Source organism: Legionella sp. D16C41 (assembly GCF_048541585.1).
Taxonomy (GTDB): Bacteria; Pseudomonadota; Gammaproteobacteria; order Legionellales; family Legionellaceae; genus Legionella_C.
Map to the genome: position 1 here is coordinate 949342 of NZ_CP183303.1, position 18139 is coordinate 967480.

The following is an 18139-nucleotide window of genomic DNA, read 5'->3' on the forward strand; positions in this document are numbered from 1 at the left end:
TATTAATAGTACAATATAATCATTTTTTATTCAATTTAAATAATTAGACTCCGCTTTTCCAAGCCAGTACAGCTAAATACTTATTATTAACACCTAATTTTCTATTAGCATTCTGGAGATGAAAATTAACCGTACGTTTGGAAATATGCAATTGTTTAGCAATTAAATCCATTCGCATGCCTTGAGCAGTTAAAGTAAGGCATTCTTTTTCTCTTTTGGTTAAGGAAGCTAAGCTAATTTGTTTAGGCAGCAAGAACTGTCTTAAAAAATGCAGATAAATATGCGCAACGGATAACCAAATATACTGTTTATTTTGCCAATCTTCCAATCCATTCTCATATCTTCGCTGATGCAAGACTAGTACTACAAAATCACCTTTAGGCCCATTGATAGGAATATTTAAACCTTTATCAATACCAAACTGGATGGACTCTTCCCGCATTCTTTTTTCTCGTTTATTTTTAGCGAGTTTCAATTGCTCGTTAACTTGCCATAAAATAGGGAGCATAGCTTGTTCTGATGATTCTAAGGTTCGATCAATATCGGCATATTGCTGCTCTAAATAATATTGATGCCAGGGTTCTAATGCCGGCGTTGCCCAATCATAGACTAAATTATTACCCGATTTTGTATGCTGTTGATAATAAGTAACTGCCAAGCTCTTAATCCCTTGCTCAGTAAAATACTGGCTGAGAAGCCCCGATAGTTCAGCCATTGTTTGTGCTTTTGCAAAGCGATGAAACAGTTCTTGCATCAATTTTCCTCAAAACCTAGTAGAAATGACAGGTTTTCGCCACTCTAAAGATTAAATATTATACATCATAAGTATTTTTTAGCTTAAAGGGTTTTTATGAAAATTTTTACAGCGTTCCTTATGTTACCTAGCTTAACCTTTGCTGCTAATCTCACTAATCAGATAGAAGGTGTGGGCCCGCAGGGTAAAATTAAACCTTGGATCTGTATTCAAGACAAAACAGGCAATATTAAGTTAAAGCTGGCGCCAGGCCAATCTGTTGACGCAAATGATGCATCTGGCAATCCTTCTTATGCGGGTGGTGCACTAAGATTTGACAGCTGTGATAACAATAAGCCCTATTTAGGATATATTGGCTTTAGTATTAGTAACAAAGGTAATAATTCTATTGCTAATTACACACCTCCTGAGGGAGTCCATATTAGTTATATTGATTCGAGTATCACAGCTTTAGGGCAAGTTAGGGGAAAAATAGTCTATACCCCTATTAGTGTTAATACTCAACTTAATCATGCTAAAGCTGCCAAATACTGGGATTTTGCAGGTATTAATCTTTCCGGACTTGAATTTGGCAAGGTAATTGATCCTGTGGTTATTCCTAACCTATCCCAAGAAGATAGCAGTTCACAATATTCCGACTTAAAGGATACCGAAGCATTCATTCAAGCAGGTATGAATACCGTTCGCGTTCCAGTAAGTTGGGGTTTTCTGCAACTTGATGGACCAGGCAAAGGTAAGCTAAATTTAGCTTATTATGACAATTATATTAAACCTTTGCTACAAACCTTAACTAGCGCAAAAGTCCATACTATTGTCGATTTACATGCTTACATGCGTTATTCTAAATTCGGCGAGCAATATTCAGGTTGCGGACCTAGTGGTAATTGTCCTGACGGTACTTTAATTGATGATGAAAACACTTATAAGGCGGTATGGGGAGAGCTTGCTAAATTAATTCAGAATGATCCCGCAATTAACCAGGATTATATTCTTCTAGATTTAATGAATGAGCCCGTAGGTGTTCCTGATGATAAAGTGTTTACCATTCAAACCTCACTTATTAAACTATTACGAGCTAATCACTATACTGGCTATATCCTAGTTGAAGGTAATAATTGGTCAGGATTACATTCCTGGAGTCAAGAATGGAATGGGAAATACAACCAAACTTATTCAAATGCCACTTTATTTACGCGTGAGAATTTTAATAAAGAAGGTATTACCGACTTAGATAAAATTTTAATTAATGTGCATCAATATTTAGATAGCGACTATAGCGGCACCCATAATGATTGTCTAACCGATTTAACCACACAAGGTGAACAAGGCTTTAACTTAATGCCGTTTGTCGAATATTTGGAAAAAAACCAACTAAAAGCGATAGTAACGGAATTTGGTGTAGGTAAAAATTCATCGAGTTGTGCTATAGCGCTTAACCAATTTATGGAGTATTTACAGCAAAACTCTAGCAAGAATAAAAATCATGGCTTCGCTGGATGGACTATTTGGTCATCAGGACATGGTTGGGGTGATTACAATCTACGTGTTCTGCCAGATTCTTATGCTATGCAAGTACTTGTTAACTATCTCTAATGGATTCATTGAATACACCTATTAGATTTTTATACTTTTTCTCCAGTTTGCTGCTATTAATGCAGCAAGCCCTGCAATAAGTAGGTGCAGCATAATCATTAAATAGAATATTGCTTATTATTAAAAGGGTCCGGGCTGTTGCAAAAGGTGAAAAAACTTTACCCATTAAGCTTGGCATGATCTAATCAGCGGCTTTTGACGCAGTTGTAATAACTTATGCAAGGTCGATTTAGAAATGAACTGATTAATTCAGACAACTCAATGATAAACAGCCTTATTGCACCGACTCATTTATTAAAAAAAGTTAACCGGTGTGTTGATTTTTCCTTTGTTAATGAATTAACTGCACCTTGCTATAGTCCCAATAATGGTAGGCCCTCTATATCACCGGAGCTCTGTTTTCACATGCTGCTTATTGGTTATTTATTTTCAATACCTTCAAACCGACGTCTGATAGAAGAAGTAAAATACAATATTAGTTATCGATGGTTTTGCGGGTTAGCGTTGGAGTCACCTGTACCAAGCCATTCTTCGCTTAGTCGTTTCTTTAAGCGCTTATCATTTAGTGTATTTCAATCTTTTTTTAATGCAATCATTAAACAATGTAAACACGCAGGCTTGCTTACCAATAAAAGTGTTATGACAGATAGCACCTTGTTCCAAGCCAATGCTTCTCTGAGTTCACTGGTACCTAAATCCGGTCATGAAGAGGCTGCACAAGGCGAGCGCGGTGTTAAGCCTACTAAGCGGGCTGTCTCTAACAAGACTCATCAAAGTAAAACCGATCCAGATGCAAGCTTAGCCTTTAAAAAGGGCACGCCTCGCGCCTTAAAATATAAAGCGCATGTCTGCACGACTAGCCAAAGTCGCGTTATTTTAGACATTAAAATCACCACAGGCGCCGTCCATGATTCGCAACCTTACCTTGAGCAGCTCAATGCGATTAAATCTCTTTTAAACCATGATATTAATGAAGTCATTGCTGATCGTGCTTACGGTTCAGGGCATATTATTTCAACGCTCAAATCAATGGGTATTACCACTTACATTCCTTTATTTAGTACCCGTAGTGGCGTCTCACAACGAACAATAACACCTGGCTTTCATTACGACGCAGAGAAAGATATTTACCGTTGTCCAGCCAATCATGCGCTTAAGCCTGGCAAATTATTAGACAATGACTACAAACTCTATCATTCTAGGGTAACGCATTGTCAGACCTGCACTATCAGTTGTCAGGCGCCTAAGAAAAAAAATCGAGCGATTCGAGTGATTGCACGCCATACCCATTTTGATTTATTTCAACAGGTTACATTGGATATGCAGACAGCCTTATTCAAACAGAAACTAGTAGAAAGACTCTCAAAAATTGAAAGTGTCATGAATGAGTTAAAAAACTACCATTGCTTAGCAAAAGCACGTTTCCGTGGCATTCATAACGTGCAAATACAAGCTTACATGGCAGCGATTGTTATCAATATTAAACGGATAGTTTTTTTATTTTTTATTAATCTCCTAATCTTGCTTAAATATAAATTACCTTTTGCAACAGGCCGGGTGGTTTTTTGAGATTCTTATCAACTATTTTGTAAGTTAGTAAGTTCGTTAATTAACTTAGTAATAATAAATAATTAACTGATAGTAAATATATAGATGAGCTGAATTAAGTTAACTCCGTTTAATTAAATTTGTAATATAAGTCACTTAGCCAAATGATTTGCGGCATATTGGAAATTATTGTTTTTTACTTGTTTTATTAAATAGTTACTTATTAAATAGCTAGGAAGCGTTAATACTGCTCCTAGATTAAATAAAGTCTGCCAAGAAAAATAATGAACCATTCCTACAGCTAATGCGGGTGTAAACAAAGATTTTAAACCACCTATAGCAGCAATAAAGGCATAATTAAATGCGCATAATGGGCCTTGAGCTAAATCCGTGTAAAGTATGATAATAAACACACCCAGTAGACCTTCAAATAATCCTAAACTTAATTGTACCCAAAATAAATGGGACATAGTGTCACTCATTACCGATAACAATATTAAACAAATTGCCTCGCCAATAAGGCCTAACGAGATAGCTTTAAAAAAAGAATTTAAACGTAATAAAAGAATAGCTATTAGCGGGCTAAGGCTCAATGCCATAATATTGGTTGCTTTTATTAAAAGTGCAATTTGTCCTAAATCGTATTTTTTTACCTGATAGAGATAAGCGGGGTAAATTGAATTAACAAGGCTGTCGCCAAATTCAAAAAAGAAAATAAAACTGAGCAAAAGGCCACTGTTCTTTTTTGACCATAAGCATTTTATTGCGTTAATTTTTGAAAAATTACCTGCTTGATAAGTGTATGGCTTTTCATGACTTTTAACTGTTATAAGGCAAATTACTATCATAATAATTACCATCGATTGATAAGCTATTTGCCAACTATAACCTTGTGCAATGAGTAAGCTTCCAGCGCCTGCCAACAAATAACCTAAACGAAAACCTACAATGTAAAAAGTATTAATTCTCTTTTCTTGGCTTCCCTTATGTGCAATCAATTCGCTACGATAAGCATCAATATTTAAATCTTGAGTTGCTGAAAATAAGGCAATCAAGGCAGCGATTAATCCTAATAAAAATGTATTTTCAACCGGAGAAAGAGCTGCGATTATACTTGTTAAGAGTATAATCATTAGCTGCATACTGATAATCCAGCTTTTCCTTAATTGGTAACCAAATGGAATATAAATATCACAATAATTGGCCCATAAAAATTTAAAGAGATAAGCCTGGTTTATTAATGCAAGCCATCCTAATGTAGTCAGGGAGGCACCCATAGCAATGTACCAACTTTGTAAGGTAGTTGTGACTAGTACAAATGGAATAGATGAGCTCATTCCCTGAATAAAGACAATAAAATAATTAATAACTTTCCTTAAGGTTAATAAAAGTATCCAAAATTCCTTGACCATTACAATTTAAGTTAGGCCATTACTACGTTATTTAAGTGTTATAGAATTAGCAAGCCTTTTATTTTAAATGACTTCGCCATAAAAGTGGTATTTTAATTAAAGAGAAGGATTAAGCTTACCCTTTTTACTTTTTCTATTATCCTTATGATTATCTCTTGGGTGATGTGCAAATAATCCAATCTGTGATGCGGATGCGACTTGATCGATAATACGTCTAACTTCATGACTAGAGTAGGCGATGGGGGTGCCTGATGCCTGGGCTAATGCTCGCTTTTGAGCAATAATAGGCTGAGAATTCATTTTAAGTACAGGTATATTTTGCTCTGTATGTAAAGCTTGCTTGTCTGATTGGTTAGGCGCACTCTCATTTTCATTGCTAGTTTGTGTTTTTTCTAAGTGCTCCATTAATTTCAACATAGTTTTTAAACTTCTTATTTTTAGACTTGGTAAAATAGGTTTGATAAGCTGCTTCAGGTACCGGTTCGCCAGTGATAAAGTAAATAGTTGTTTTAATAAAGTAGCGTTGTGTTTGGGGTAGGGATTTGTTATTTTCCATCGGATACATAAAAAAACCTTAAGAAAGCAAAGTTCTTTTATTGTACCATTATGTTTAAATTTGTTCAATATTTAAACAATTAAACACTAGTTAATAGTTTGTTAATAAAACTTATTTATACTTATATCATGCAGTATATTACTAGAGTAAAGAATGAAAGTTATTGTGGCAACTTACTATAATGAAGCAGATAAAAAATTAGGTATACTAATCACGCATGGAAAAGCCTTTGGCAACCTTAAACTTGATGAAAAAAGGTTGCTTAGTCAAGCGAAACTTGAACTTTCCTCAGCTAGAAAAGCAAAATTAGCAGATTTTGATGCTAAGTCAGCGGAAATTGAAGTAAAAGATTTTAAGTATGCTGATGATAAGCCTCTTGATTTTAAAGCAGAAGAGAAGTCTTTTTTAGAAGCCTTAGAAACTTATTTAAAAGAGTTGGATAATTTAATAAAAGATATATTACAAAATATACAAAAAAAATATTCAGATGTTAGAACAGTGGTTTACGATGGTGATGTTAATTTAACGTTTCCATCTAAAACAATTTTTCCTAATTTTTTATTAAATAATACTATATTAGATATTTTTAAGGACTCTACAGTAACAGTAAATGCTTATAGTAGTGCTTCAGATGTTGTTGATGCCGCTAGAGAGCTTTTTGAGAAAAAGGGTGTAGAAATTACGGTATATAATAATTCTAATAAACTTTATGAAGTTCCTATTCGTACTACTCAATCTTTTGGAGGTTGCGAGGTTTCTTTGGAAGAAAAGATGGATCAGTTATCTATAGCTAGAACACATTCTGGTGACAATTTATTTTTCTCCCGTGGGTCAAAAGCAGATAGTAAGGCAGAAATTCAAGGTAAAAGTAACCTCACACCAAACGGCTAGGTTTTGCTTTAGTTTACTACTTGAATAGGGCTTTGTTGCGAAAAGATTAAACTTAAAAATTTAAATCTTGAGTAAATCTCAACGGTAAAGCCCGACTTGTTTATTGATAAAACAAACTTCCATAATGTCTCTATATATCCTCTTTCCAAGTGGTCTTGTTTAAACTTTAGTATGATTTCAAAGTGTTTAATAATGTTTGGCAGAGTTTGTATTTTTGCGGTAAGACAAGTAAATCAATAGTTTTGCCATGCTGCTAATTAATAGCATAATAGAGCTGTTACATTGGTTATATAATATGCTTTGGCAGTAAAAGCCAGTAATGGCCTTCACTTTTCATATGCTCCCCTAAAAATGTTGCAAGTTTTCCAGACCCCCAAAAAATATCGCCACGCATAAAGCCACGAATGGCGCCACCAATATCTTGCGCAATCATCAGGCGTTGTAGTTTTTTTTCATTAGGTTGTTTTATATTAGGACGTGTAGTATCTAACCAGAGAGGGGCACCAACCGGAATCCATTTTTTATCTACAGCTAAGGAATAACCTGGTGTAAGCGTCATATTTTGTACGCCGAGCGCAACAGGTCTATTGGTGTTTTCGAAAAAAACAAAAGATTTATTGGTATGGATAATTTTTTTTGCCTTTTCAGGATGATTTTGTAAATAATGCAAGATAGCATTTTTAGAAGCTTTATCACGTGTTAAGATTCCTTTATTAATTAGTACTTCGGCAATAGAGGTATAAGGGGCGCCATTCTCACCAGCATAACTTAAATAGAGGTCTTTACCATCAGGCAATTGAATTACACCAGAGCCTTCTATCTCTAGAAAAAGCCGTTCTGCTGGGCTTTGGACCCAGGCAATCACGGGTGCTTTTTTCTTCAACGCTCCTTTATCAATTTGCTCTCGCGTATATAAGGTTAAGTATTTCCGATTGGGTAAACCATAAATGGGAGTATTGTATTTATCATTTTGTTTTAAACTACCTTGTATTTTTGGCAGGTAATAACCGGTAAATACACTAGAAACAGGGCCAATTTTCTTTTGCTCAAATTCAACGGGACGAAACCAGTTTTCAAAAAAATTTTTTGCATAATCTTTTGAAACAGCATTTAGTTTTAACGCGGCCCTACAGGCAGGATACCAATCACGAACTTTTAACTTAACAACTTGAGTTCCAATGGGATGTAATGGCGATTTTTTTAGAAACATCTTGCATGATGTCTGAAATGCTAATAAAGATTTTTGCATATCCGTCTGATCCCAGCCCGGTAACTCTTTAAAAGACACATAAGTCAAAAAAAGATTTTTGTTTTTTACCTTGACCTTTTTAGGAGGTTGATTAAGTAAGGCACTTTTTTTTGCAACTATCGTGTCTGGGGCTCGCGCAGAATCAGGATCAATTTTTGCCGAAAATTTGATTGGAATACTGTCTGTAGCAATCTTTATTGCTTGAGCTTCAATCACTACATTTTTAATGTTTATCGGCTTTGTTTGACCTTTTATTCTACTGTAAAGCCCTACATGAAAAAAGGTAAGGCAAATAAAAATGCTTATTGTGTAAATTAACTTCTTATTCATACTGGCGCAATACTTACATAAGATGAAAAGTAAGGCAATAATTTTTATACTTATTTGTTCTATTTTTTAAAAAATTGATTAAAATTATTACTGATTTTACTGATTATTTCTATGAGTTTTAAAAATTCATTAGAATTTCAAATAGCACTATTCAATTTGTTTTAGGATTTTATGCTATAAAACTGCTTGTATTACAATTATGGGTTTTGAAATCATGTATATATTATCTTTAATAATATTTGCAACGCGCCCAAAATTATTGCAATTTAGTACCTGGACGCTCTATAGGAATTGGTCGTTGGTTATCTAGCATTTCAATTATACTATTAGGTGTCGCAGTAAAGTCCTTCCATGAGAACAGATTATTCTCTTCACAGCACTTAACAATATCTCCCAACTTCCCTTCTTTTAGGGCTTGGAACATTATAGGAGTCAAAGCGCTAGGTTCTTTCTTTCCTTCTAAAATATCTAAGAAGGTTTGCGCCGCATCTATTTTTACTTTAGCATTCATTCCAGTAACTCTACCCCAAAACCCTTTGTAGTATTTTTCTGGTTTGCTACGTGCATTAGCGACTTCTTCTTTGAAGTTCTTAATATAGTTCTCTAACTTAACTATTATTTCAGCTTTTTTCATACCCTTATTGAACTCAGGCTCTTCTGTAATACTATTAATAAACTCAGCTCTTCCTTGATCACTATTAAAGACTGCATATACGGTCAGACCTCTCATACCAGGGTATACTATTTCTTGTTGAGAAAGTTCACAATTTTGACCGTGATATGCTAATTTATATAATAAATCTTTTAATGTATTACAAGTGGTCAAGCCCGGAGGGTTATTCGGAGAAATTTTATCTAACTCTTCAAATATAGGCAAAATGAGTTTTAAAATGTGTGGCTTCGTTGAATTTTCATCCCTTAATCGTTCTAACCAATCTTTAAATTCTTGATATTTCATAAATTCCCTTTGATAAGTAATCAATTAGTTAAAGTATAAATCAAAAAGATTAACATTTTATTAAATAATTAAAATTTAATACAAATTTTAATTATTTAATAACGATAACTGAACAAATAATTTGAGTCATGTAAAATCAATAACATCACAACGCAGATGCTTTGATTTAAATTGATCAATAACCAGAACTGGTGCTCATTCAATAACTTTATCTAATTAGTCTAATTTGCATGAGAGAAAAGAATTTTTAAGGGTAAATAGAGGAAGGCTCAGGCAGCCCACAAGGTCTTGCTTGGATTAAGAACTTCGCTTCAAGCAGTGGTAGTTTGCAATTTAGCACTAATAAATTTTTAGACTTTGGCGTGCGCTGCTCTCGAGCATTAACGTTATAATATTTAATACTATTTTAAGCTTACGTTTTGTAGCTTTAAAATAGTTTGTAGACCAAAATAGCTTCCCTTATAATAGCTCAGGGGATAGCTTAAACTTTAGCAAAAAATTGGCTTTGAAGGAGTGAAACCTGGTTGAATATTATGCTGAAAAACGCAGTTTAGCTTTCCAAATGCTTATTTTAAAGCCGATATTCGCCCAACATGTTCCAAATACAGTCTTTTAGTAAGACTTTAATAATCTTTTACTAAAAATCTTTTAAAAGGCTATCAATCTAACAGTGCTACTAACCTAAAAAATTTTATTTTTAAAAATGCTCCTATAAAAATAATATAACCTAGCTCCTTGTTAAGCTAACTTACATCGTATAAGGATTTTAGATGAATGTTATACAAGTTATTAAAAATTAATTATAGGTACATGCCTGATGTTAGCCATGACAGTTATGCACGCAGGAACACCTTTGCTGATCTTCACACCCCTAACCGCTACAACACTCACTGTCGCAGCCAATGACAGCGTGTCTGTAAGCTATCAAGTGACCAATCAATCTAGAAGATTACATAGCTTAGTGATGCAAGCAATACCTGGTGTTAGGCAAGTAACTAGTGTAGGGCATTGCCCTAATCCATTTGTATTAGACTATCAACAATCATGTATTTTGAGCTTAATTATTGATGGCAGCGCTTTAAAAGAAAATATATTAGGAGGACCCATGGTATGTAGTCAGGGCAACCTAAATCAATGTTACCAGCCAAGCCCCCTACATCGTTTAGTGATTACCCGTGGCCCAGATGCGGCCTATACTTTAGGTGGAACAGTGTTTGGTTTAGTAGGCACAATCGTATTAGCTAATAATAACGGCGTGACACTAACCTTAAATGCTGATGACAAATTTACGTTTCCTACAGAACTCTTACCAGGTAGTACATATGCTGTAACTATACAAAACCAGCCTGCCAATCAAACCTGTACAGTTGCCAATAGCACAGGCATTATTACGAACGCTAATATCACTAATATTACCGTGAATTGTTCAACCAATACTCGCACAATTGGAGGGCAGGTAACGGGTTTGGCTTCATCTGAGTCTGTTACCTTACAAAACAACGGCACTGACAATTTAATAGTTACGAACAATGGCTCCTTTAACTTTTCGAGGCCTGTTGCACAAGGTAGTACGTACAATGTGACAGTACTGAATCAACCTAGTACCCAAACCTGTACTGTAAGTAATGGTATTGGAACAGCTGAAATTTCAAACGTTACTAATGTGCAAGTCAATTGTGCAACCAATGCTTATATGGTGGGTGGCATCGTCTCTGGCCTGTCTGGCACTGTTGTTTTACAAAACAATGGTGTAGACCCCCTCTCTATCAATAGTAATGGGAGTTTTACCTTTTCAACCCCTGTTGCGCAGGGCGCGCCTTATAACGTCACTGTCTCTACACAGCCAATTGGACAAAACTGTATAGTGACTAATAGCAACGGCACCATGGGTGGAGGCAATGTTACTAATGTTGGAGTAACCTGTACTGTGAATACGACTGTATTAAGCATTAGCACTGATAATTTAGCCTTAAGTGTAACAGGGCTTACGGAGTATGGAATAAGCGGCACGCCTTCCTCTGGGCTTGCTCGTATAATTACCATTATTAATACAGGAAGTAATCCTGCAGTGAACTTATCGCTAACAACACCTAATTGGCCTTTAGGTACTACAAGCTTAACAAACTGCGGCAGCACGTTGGCTGCAGGTAGCAGTTGTACGATTACCGTGACGCCTGGTGCTACCGCCACTTCAAATGGTACTAGTCCTTGCTCGGATGGAACAGCACCTGTGCCTGGAGTTATTGAAATCAGCGCCGATAATACAACCACAGTCTCCAGCAATGTTGTTGTATTAAACTATGGATGTATTTATCAGGGCGGTTATGTATATGCTTTCGATGACACTACTCCTGATACTAGTAGTGTTGGTGGCAAGGTTATTATAACATCTGATCAAGCTTCGCCTTATCCTAATGGCATTGTGTGGAGCTCTAATGGCTCGGCGAATAGTGGAAATAATGGCTCCAATCCAGCAGGTGTCAGCTATGATTTATTGCCAGGTATTGATCAATTATCCACTTCTTTGGTAGGTTCGCCCACTTACAGTATATTTGCCGCATTTTTTGCAACAACCTATACTAATCCTAATCCCTTTACTCCTGCCTCCTTTGCTATGTGCAATGGAAAATCCGATGGCGCTTGTAATACTAGTAACATCGTCACCTTTTACAACCGATTTATTACCAATAATACTGAGGGAAGTGGAGATAGTCCGCCTTTTAGTGCCTCTAATGGACCAACAAATCTTACTTACTACGCTACCGGCTTATGCAAACAAAGTATTAGCAATTACTCTGACTGGTATCTACCTGCAATCTGTGAATTAGGTTATGGAGGCGTTACTTGTGGTGCTTCAAATGCGCCGGTGCTACAAAATATACAATCCAGCTTGATAGATACGAATATTCTTAATACTCTTGCAGGACTATATTGGAGTTCTACCGAATTTGAAGGTAGCCCGAACGCTGCGTGGTACCGGTCATTTGCCTCTGGTGGCAGCTTTATGAGTGCCACTGATAAAGATACTCTACTTGGAGTGAGGTGCTCTCGAATTTTAACCTTTTAGTTCTTTGGTTGGTTACCTGGTTGCTAAGCTCCTCGTTTCTTTTAGTTCTATATGTTTTGATAAATTCAATACTATTATTTAATCGCCTGGGATGATTTGCCGGGCGTAAATACGATATTAATCAGATGAGAAGATTGTTCTATGACTTTAGCACACCTAGAGCCACTGCATTTAATAGACTATAAAGATTTGAAGTAGGCATTTATTTATATATTTAACTTGTTTAATCTTTAATGGTCAAATATAGTGGCTGGCTTATTTAACTAGCTAAAAACGATGCCATCTTTTAATGCTTGCTCATAGTAATAGGCTAAAAGTAAGTTAATATTCTTATTATTTAACATGACTGATGGATAAATCGCATAGATCATAATAGGGGGGGAAATACTTTCTGGTAAAATAGAAACCAATTTGCCTTCTGATACTTCTTGTTGCACTGAAAATAAAGGTGCCCAAATAATACCTAGTGAGTCAATAGCAGCTTGTTTTAATACGGTTGCGTTGTTACTTAACAAATTGCCCTCAACTTTAACTGCCGTTTTATTAAACAACCAATTGTTATGTAAGCCATATAAGGTGTTAATTAAACAATTATGCTTAGATAAATCAGTAGTGCTTTGTGGATATCCATGTTGTTTGAGATAGGCAGGCGAGGCAAAGAGCTGGCGCTGAATAGAAAAAAAATCTTTATAGATTAACTTTGGATGTTTTATATTTTCAAATGAAAAAGCAATATCAAATTGATAATTATATATTTCTATCGATTCTGACCCAACTACAATGTTGATTTTGATTTGTGGATATTTTTTCATGAATTGAATACTTAAATCAGTTAGATAGGGAATAAGGGGCGTTACAGTAAAGTAAACTTGAATAGTTCCTTTAGGCTCAATATCGTTATATTGACTAATAGCCTTAATTTCTTGTAACTTATCAAAAAGCCGCATTGTTTTTTGATAAAGTAGCTGACCTTGTTCAGTTAAAACTAGCCGAGCCGTTGAGCGGACAAATAATTTTACTTTTAAATCCTCTTCAAGCCAGGTAATTTGCTTGCTGATTTTCGACGGAGAGATATATAACTTGCGCGCGCCTGCCGTGAAGCTGCCGCAGTCGACTGTAGCGATAAAACTTTTTAAGCAGGATAATAGGTTCATATTTTTTTATTAAAGATAATTACTTAATAATTATAGCAATAATTATATTAGTTCTAGTTTATTAAGTAATTTATAAGCCATATATATGGATCAATGTTGCAAAATAAGCAGGTTGTCCATTAAGTATATTGCATAATCACTTCGCTATAAAAATCACGCCATTTGAAATATGTTAGATTTTTAACATTTATAGAAAATCCTATCGTAATGCACTAATAATACTACAATTTCATTGGTGCAATACCGCCAATATTCTTTTTATTACCCTAATATTTATTTCCAATTAAGAAATTTAGGGTTTCCAAATTGCTAGATTCTCACCCATTAATATTTAATCTTACAAACATTTTTCTATTCAAATTGATTGTAATTGTGCTATACAATCATTTTTATGGCCAATTTGATTGTTATTATACTATGTCAAGAATTAAAGTTGCTGTCACCGATAGCCTGGAAGTAGGAAGCCTAAGTGCGCCTTCACTTAAAAAGTCATTTGCTTCTGTAAAGTGTAATGTTGTTGATGCTGATTTCAGAGAAATGATGAAAGATATACCTAAAGAAGTATTTGAAAAGGCATATAAAACTACGGAAGGTCGGAAAAAGCTTTTTTTACATGCTAAATATAAGGCTAATGAAATTCTTGATAAAGTCGATGGCTTAGCATTATCAGGAAATGTTGCTATGATTGATCCTTCTTTATTTAACCAACTACCTGATAGTAATTACATTTATGATTTTGCAAGAACAGTTGCAGAGTTAGCCTTAATACATGTGGCAACCCAACGTGGGATGCCCATAATGGGCATTTGCGGAGGTTATGAAGCCATTGCTGTTTATTATAATAGTACATTGCGCTCATTAACTCCGGCTGAGTTAAATCAACAAGGTTATATGTCTTATGATAAAATTATTTTTGATACGCAATCTATTTTAGGTCAACTTTTTAATTATGATGCAAAGGATTTATCTTCTAGTTCATCAACGGTGACAAGAAGTTTTTTTGGTGCCCATAGGCAGATTGTTGATAAGCTAAAACCATCCTATTTAAAGGTAACAGGCTGGGCAAGTGATGGTAAATTAATTGAGGCAGTTGAAGGAAAGTATGGTGCGCCTTTAATTGGAATGCAATTTCATCCAGAAATTACCTTACATGGTGTATTTCCTGATTCTAGTCATATGGGAGCAGAATCAGAAAAAAAAGTTTGCTTAAAATTATTTGATTTTTTCTTTAAAGCGGCACAGGCTTATAACAATAAAAAAAGAGTTAATATTGAGTTAAAAGAAGCCTTTTCAGCATTTCCAGAAGTACCGCAAAAAGTAGAAAAAGACGCTATCAGTGTAAATAATTCTATTAAAGCTAAATCTATAGAGCAAAATAATACGCCGTCTAATACCTTATTAAATAGCCCTGCAATATTTTGGCAAGGAAAAAAGAGAGCTCCTCAATTAGAAATAGATAATGCACCATGTAATCAAGTGGTACTAGCCAATACTATGTGAAAATCAAATTGCAAGGCTTAGCTGCCTTGCAAAAACTATACTAGCTACTGTGTAGAGAGAAACTTATACACTTCATCAAACCCCTAATCAACATTTTCATTAGCAGGTAATTATGGTTTAGTTGAAATTTTACTTTCTGTAATTTCTTCTGAAGAGAAATTAGCTGAATCACGCAATGAATTTTCTATTTTCTGTTTAAATTCTATTGTATTTTGGTAAAAAGTATTGCATTTATCTAATTGATTTATTTTCTGCGTATTTTGTTCTACGAAAGAGTCAGCTTTTTTTAGAAGACTTTTGGTATATTGACGAACGCCTTTATGTTTTTCTACGCTTTTTTCAACTACCTTGCTTTCTTCTTTGGCAATATCTATGGTTTCTTCACACTTTTCATTTAAATAACGTAGGAAAAAGCTTGCTGTACTACTTACAGAGGTAATAGCAGAGTCCAATGTTTCTTTACTTGGACTTTTAAATAACTCTTGAGTAGTTGCTTGAGTTTCGGGGAAACTATCTGTCAGTTGTTGAAAGTTGGTCTTAATAGATCCTGTCGTTTTAAACTGCTCATGCATTTTCCTTACATTATTTTTTTGTTTCTTAATAAAGCTAGTGGTATTTTCTAAAGTTCTTGCAAAAAAACTTTTGTCTTGAGTGTCTAGAGTCTGTGATATCGTTTTTAAACCATTCTGAAATTTATTAATTCCTTTATCCAATGAATAAATCTGTTCCTTAGCTGGATTAATTAATGTTCCAGTTATTTTTGTAGCAACTACTTCTTTTGTTTTTTCTGCAATACTTTCTTTAATCTGGTCTTTTATATCTTCTTCTTTTTTTTCTAAACCATTTTGTAATGTAGTAGCCTGCTCAATAATAAAGCTTTGGCTGCTATCAATCATATCCTGCACTTTTTTTGTGGATTCATTCAATTGTGAAGTTTTATCATGCTTCTTAGCCATCAAATCACATTCGGCTATAATATAATCGAGTTTCTCTTCCCACGTCTTAATCTCTGAAGGCCTTACACTCTTTTTCTGCTCTGGCATAATAAATACAACTTAATTAATAAATAATATGATTAATAAATACGGCTGCATTATATGAAAACAAGCTTAAGAGAACATTAAGTGACCAAAATGAGCATTTTTAGTTTCATTTGATGTAATGACATTTGGCGACTCTTTGTGTGAAATGTGAGAAAGATAAAAATAGCAGTTATTAATACCTAAATCTGTTGCAAAATCAGCCTTTAATTAATATTGGTACAAGTTTCTCGAACATAGATGAACCCCCCCTTTTTTTTGCCAACGTCCGGTAGCTTGTCCGGCGTTGTTGCATATATTATGAGGTTTAGTTAAAACAAAGAATAGATAAAAAAAGGTGTCATTACGAACCTAAAGGGTATAACTTCAGCAAGATATAGCTTGGGTGTAGGCCTGCGGGCCGAAACCTGGGTTTCACGTCGTTTCACCCAGGCTACTTGCTTATTGATTCTTCCTAACAATCTTCTCTATAAAGTTAAAAGCTTTGTACTAGATGAAAATAGAACCTAGGTGAAAAAACTCTCTTTCTTGCCAACGTCCCGTGGCTTGTCCACGGGATCCAGTGATTTAAGCGCTACGTTATATTCTGCTAACAGGTCGGAGAAAGTAGGAGTGGCGTGGAAAAGATATTTCTTAACTGGTGCCAAAAGCAATAAATGGTTTTAATTTATTCTTAATATAACGTTAATAAATTTTGATTATAATGCGCCAAGGAAAAAATATTTGGCAAGCCACGCAAGGACAATTGAAAAATTGGTTTCATGCCAAAATACGTTTACAAAAGATGTCTGGTTATTTGTTATCAAATCTTGATTTCGAGCGGAATTCCTTAGAAGCTAAAAAAGAGGTTGAACAAATTAAAGCAAGATTCAATCTTAAGGAGCAAGATGATATTCTAACAACTTCCGCTACAAATAATATTAAAATGTAATTTAATAATTCCTTCTTTATCAACCCCTTTGTGGGGGGATAATGAGTTATAAATTTTACTAGATAGTAAAAGATTACTTCCAATTTTAAATTTTCTCGCTTATATTCACAAACCTTCATATAAGGAGAAAATTGTCAAAGGAGAAGGAATTAATGACCTCTTTAAAAAAAACTACCCTAAGTCTATTTATTATCGGCGTTTTCAATAATCAGCTTTCTACCGCGGGCACTATGGGGCCTGTAAGCGTATGTGATCAAACTAGCTTATTTGTGGGAATAAATGCTCTTTATTTACAGCCACGTAATGATGACTTAGATTATGTAACAGTTTTTACTAATCGCCCAACATATACCTCTAATGTTGATTTAAATTATGATTGGGGATTTAATCTTTTTGGTGGCATAAAATTTTATAACAATAATGATCTCACGGTCTCATGGCAAAGACTTCATACCAGTGATCACAATGTTACTTTTCCTAGTGAAGAATTTGCTGTAGAACCACGCTGGTTACCTCAAGGTGCTTGGACATCAGTATTAGGTAGAGCTAGATTTGATTATGATGAAGTTTCTGGCGTTATTGCCCATACCTCTCTTTTTAATAATGGCTGGTTGATTCGTTATGGAATAGGTGCTGATTATGCTGAAATTGACTCAAGATTTTTAGTGTATGCTACAACAGACACAGTAACGGTAAATCGAGGGTTTACTAACACCAGTGTTTTTCATGGGGTAGGACCACGTATTGAAGGTGATGTGTTTTATAATCTTTATCAGGAACTTAATGTATTTGCGAGTGCTAATGCAGCTTTACTAATTGGATCTAGAGAATTTTATCTTTCAGCGCAGCGCTCTAGTGATTCAAGCAGATACTTTGATGATAGATTAACACAAGTACCGAAATTAGGTCTTCGAGTAGGGCTAGATTATAAGTATCCTATTGGACTTTTAAGTACTGGTAAACGCGCTGTAATTGATTTTCAAGTTGGTTGGCAAGCTGAAACTTATTTTGACGCTATTGAACGTCCTTCAACTGGCGTGATTGGTGGAGAGGGTTCACTAAGTACATTTTTACCTCGAACATCTAATTACAATAATCAAGGGTTATTCTTTGGTGTAGCATTATCCACTGATTGTTTATAATGTTTTCAGACTTA

15 protein-coding genes are annotated in these 18139 nt (G+C 34.8%); 7 read left to right on the top strand and 8 right to left on the bottom strand.

What is annotated here, in order from left to right; translation table 11 throughout:
* Positions 1–43 precede the first annotated feature (43 nt).
* Positions 44–754, bottom strand: coding sequence for a helix-turn-helix transcriptional regulator (locus tag ACNVED_RS04170; RefSeq protein ID WP_419420503.1), 711 nt, complete (start codon positions 752–754; stop codon positions 44–46).
* A gap of 96 nt (positions 755–850) precedes the next feature.
* On the opposite strand from ACNVED_RS04170, the gene ACNVED_RS04175 reads away from it, so the two are divergent.
* Both ACNVED_RS04175 and ACNVED_RS04180 read left to right on the top strand, forming a co-directional pair.
* Complete coding sequence (locus tag ACNVED_RS04175) at positions 851–2347, top strand: glycoside hydrolase family 5 protein (protein ID WP_419420504.1); 1497 nt, start codon at positions 851–853, stop codon at positions 2345–2347.
* 216 nt (positions 2348–2563) lie between these two features.
* Positions 2564–3916 carry a transposase gene (locus ACNVED_RS04180; RefSeq protein ID WP_419420505.1) on the top strand — a complete coding sequence of 451 codons (1353 nt, stop codon included), beginning with the start codon at positions 2564–2566 and terminating at the stop codon, positions 3914–3916.
* A gap of 131 nt (positions 3917–4047) precedes the next feature.
* Here ACNVED_RS04180 and ACNVED_RS04185 read toward each other — a convergent pair whose 3' ends face one another.
* From ACNVED_RS04185 to ACNVED_RS04195, 3 genes are all read right to left on the bottom strand, one after another.
* Positions 4048–5307, bottom strand: coding sequence for an MFS transporter (locus ACNVED_RS04185; RefSeq protein WP_419420506.1), 1260 nt, complete (start codon positions 5305–5307; stop codon positions 4048–4050).
* Positions 5308–5403: 96 nt separating this feature from the next.
* Positions 5404–5724 carry a hypothetical protein gene (locus tag ACNVED_RS04190; protein WP_419420507.1) on the bottom strand — a complete coding sequence of 107 codons (321 nt, stop codon included), beginning with the start codon at positions 5722–5724 and terminating at the stop codon, positions 5404–5406.
* Positions 5684–5872, bottom strand: coding sequence for a hypothetical protein (locus ACNVED_RS04195; protein ID WP_419420508.1), 189 nt, complete (start codon positions 5870–5872; stop codon positions 5684–5686). Before ACNVED_RS04195 ends, ACNVED_RS04190 begins: the two co-directional genes overlap by 41 nt.
* Positions 5873–6016: 144 nt before the next feature.
* On the opposite strand from ACNVED_RS04195, the gene ACNVED_RS04200 reads away from it, so the two are divergent.
* On the top strand, positions 6017–6754 hold the full coding sequence (locus ACNVED_RS04200) for a hypothetical protein (RefSeq protein ID WP_419420509.1): 738 nt from the start codon (positions 6017–6019) through the stop codon (positions 6752–6754).
* A 286-nt stretch (positions 6755–7040) separates the two neighbouring features.
* Here ACNVED_RS04200 and ACNVED_RS04205 read toward each other — a convergent pair whose 3' ends face one another.
* Together ACNVED_RS04205 and ACNVED_RS04210 are read right to left on the bottom strand one after the other, a co-directional pair.
* The gene (locus ACNVED_RS04205) at positions 7041–8333 is read right to left on the bottom strand and encodes a murein transglycosylase A (protein ID WP_419420510.1); all 1293 of its coding nucleotides are present in this window, start codon (positions 8331–8333) and stop codon (positions 7041–7043) included.
* 256 nt (positions 8334–8589) lie between these two features.
* The gene (locus ACNVED_RS04210) at positions 8590–9291 is read right to left on the bottom strand and encodes a hypothetical protein (protein ID WP_419420511.1); all 702 of its coding nucleotides are present in this window, start codon (positions 9289–9291) and stop codon (positions 8590–8592) included.
* 817 nt (positions 9292–10108) lie between these two features.
* Here ACNVED_RS04210 and ACNVED_RS04215 point away from each other — a divergent pair.
* Positions 10109–12358, top strand: a complete 2250-nt coding sequence (locus ACNVED_RS04215; RefSeq protein ID WP_419420512.1) for a hypothetical protein — start codon at positions 10109–10111, stop codon at positions 12356–12358.
* 263 nt (positions 12359–12621) lie between these two features.
* On the opposite strand, the gene ACNVED_RS04220 is transcribed toward ACNVED_RS04215, so the two are convergent.
* A complete protein-coding gene (locus tag ACNVED_RS04220) occupies positions 12622–13512 on the bottom strand; it encodes a LysR family transcriptional regulator (RefSeq protein ID WP_419420513.1) in 891 nt (296 codons plus the stop codon).
* 417 nt (positions 13513–13929) lie between these two features.
* Here ACNVED_RS04220 and ACNVED_RS04225 point away from each other — a divergent pair, with 417 nt between their 5' ends.
* Complete coding sequence (locus ACNVED_RS04225) at positions 13930–15012, top strand: gamma-glutamyl-gamma-aminobutyrate hydrolase family protein (RefSeq protein WP_419420514.1); 1083 nt, start codon at positions 13930–13932, stop codon at positions 15010–15012.
* 110 nt (positions 15013–15122) lie between these two features.
* Here ACNVED_RS04225 and ACNVED_RS04230 read toward each other — a convergent pair whose 3' ends face one another.
* Positions 15123–16055, bottom strand: coding sequence for a hypothetical protein (locus ACNVED_RS04230; RefSeq protein ID WP_419420515.1), 933 nt, complete (start codon positions 16053–16055; stop codon positions 15123–15125).
* A gap of 700 nt (positions 16056–16755) precedes the next feature.
* Here ACNVED_RS04230 and ACNVED_RS04235 point away from each other — a divergent pair.
* Both ACNVED_RS04235 and ACNVED_RS04240 read left to right on the top strand, forming a co-directional pair.
* Positions 16756–16983 carry a hypothetical protein gene (locus ACNVED_RS04235; protein ID WP_419420516.1) on the top strand — a complete coding sequence of 76 codons (228 nt, stop codon included), beginning with the start codon at positions 16756–16758 and terminating at the stop codon, positions 16981–16983.
* 131 nt (positions 16984–17114) lie between these two features.
* A complete protein-coding gene (locus tag ACNVED_RS04240; RefSeq protein ID WP_419420517.1) occupies positions 17115–18125 on the top strand; it encodes an Lpg1974 family pore-forming outer membrane protein in 1011 nt (336 codons plus the stop codon).
* Positions 18126–18139 lie beyond the last annotated feature (14 nt).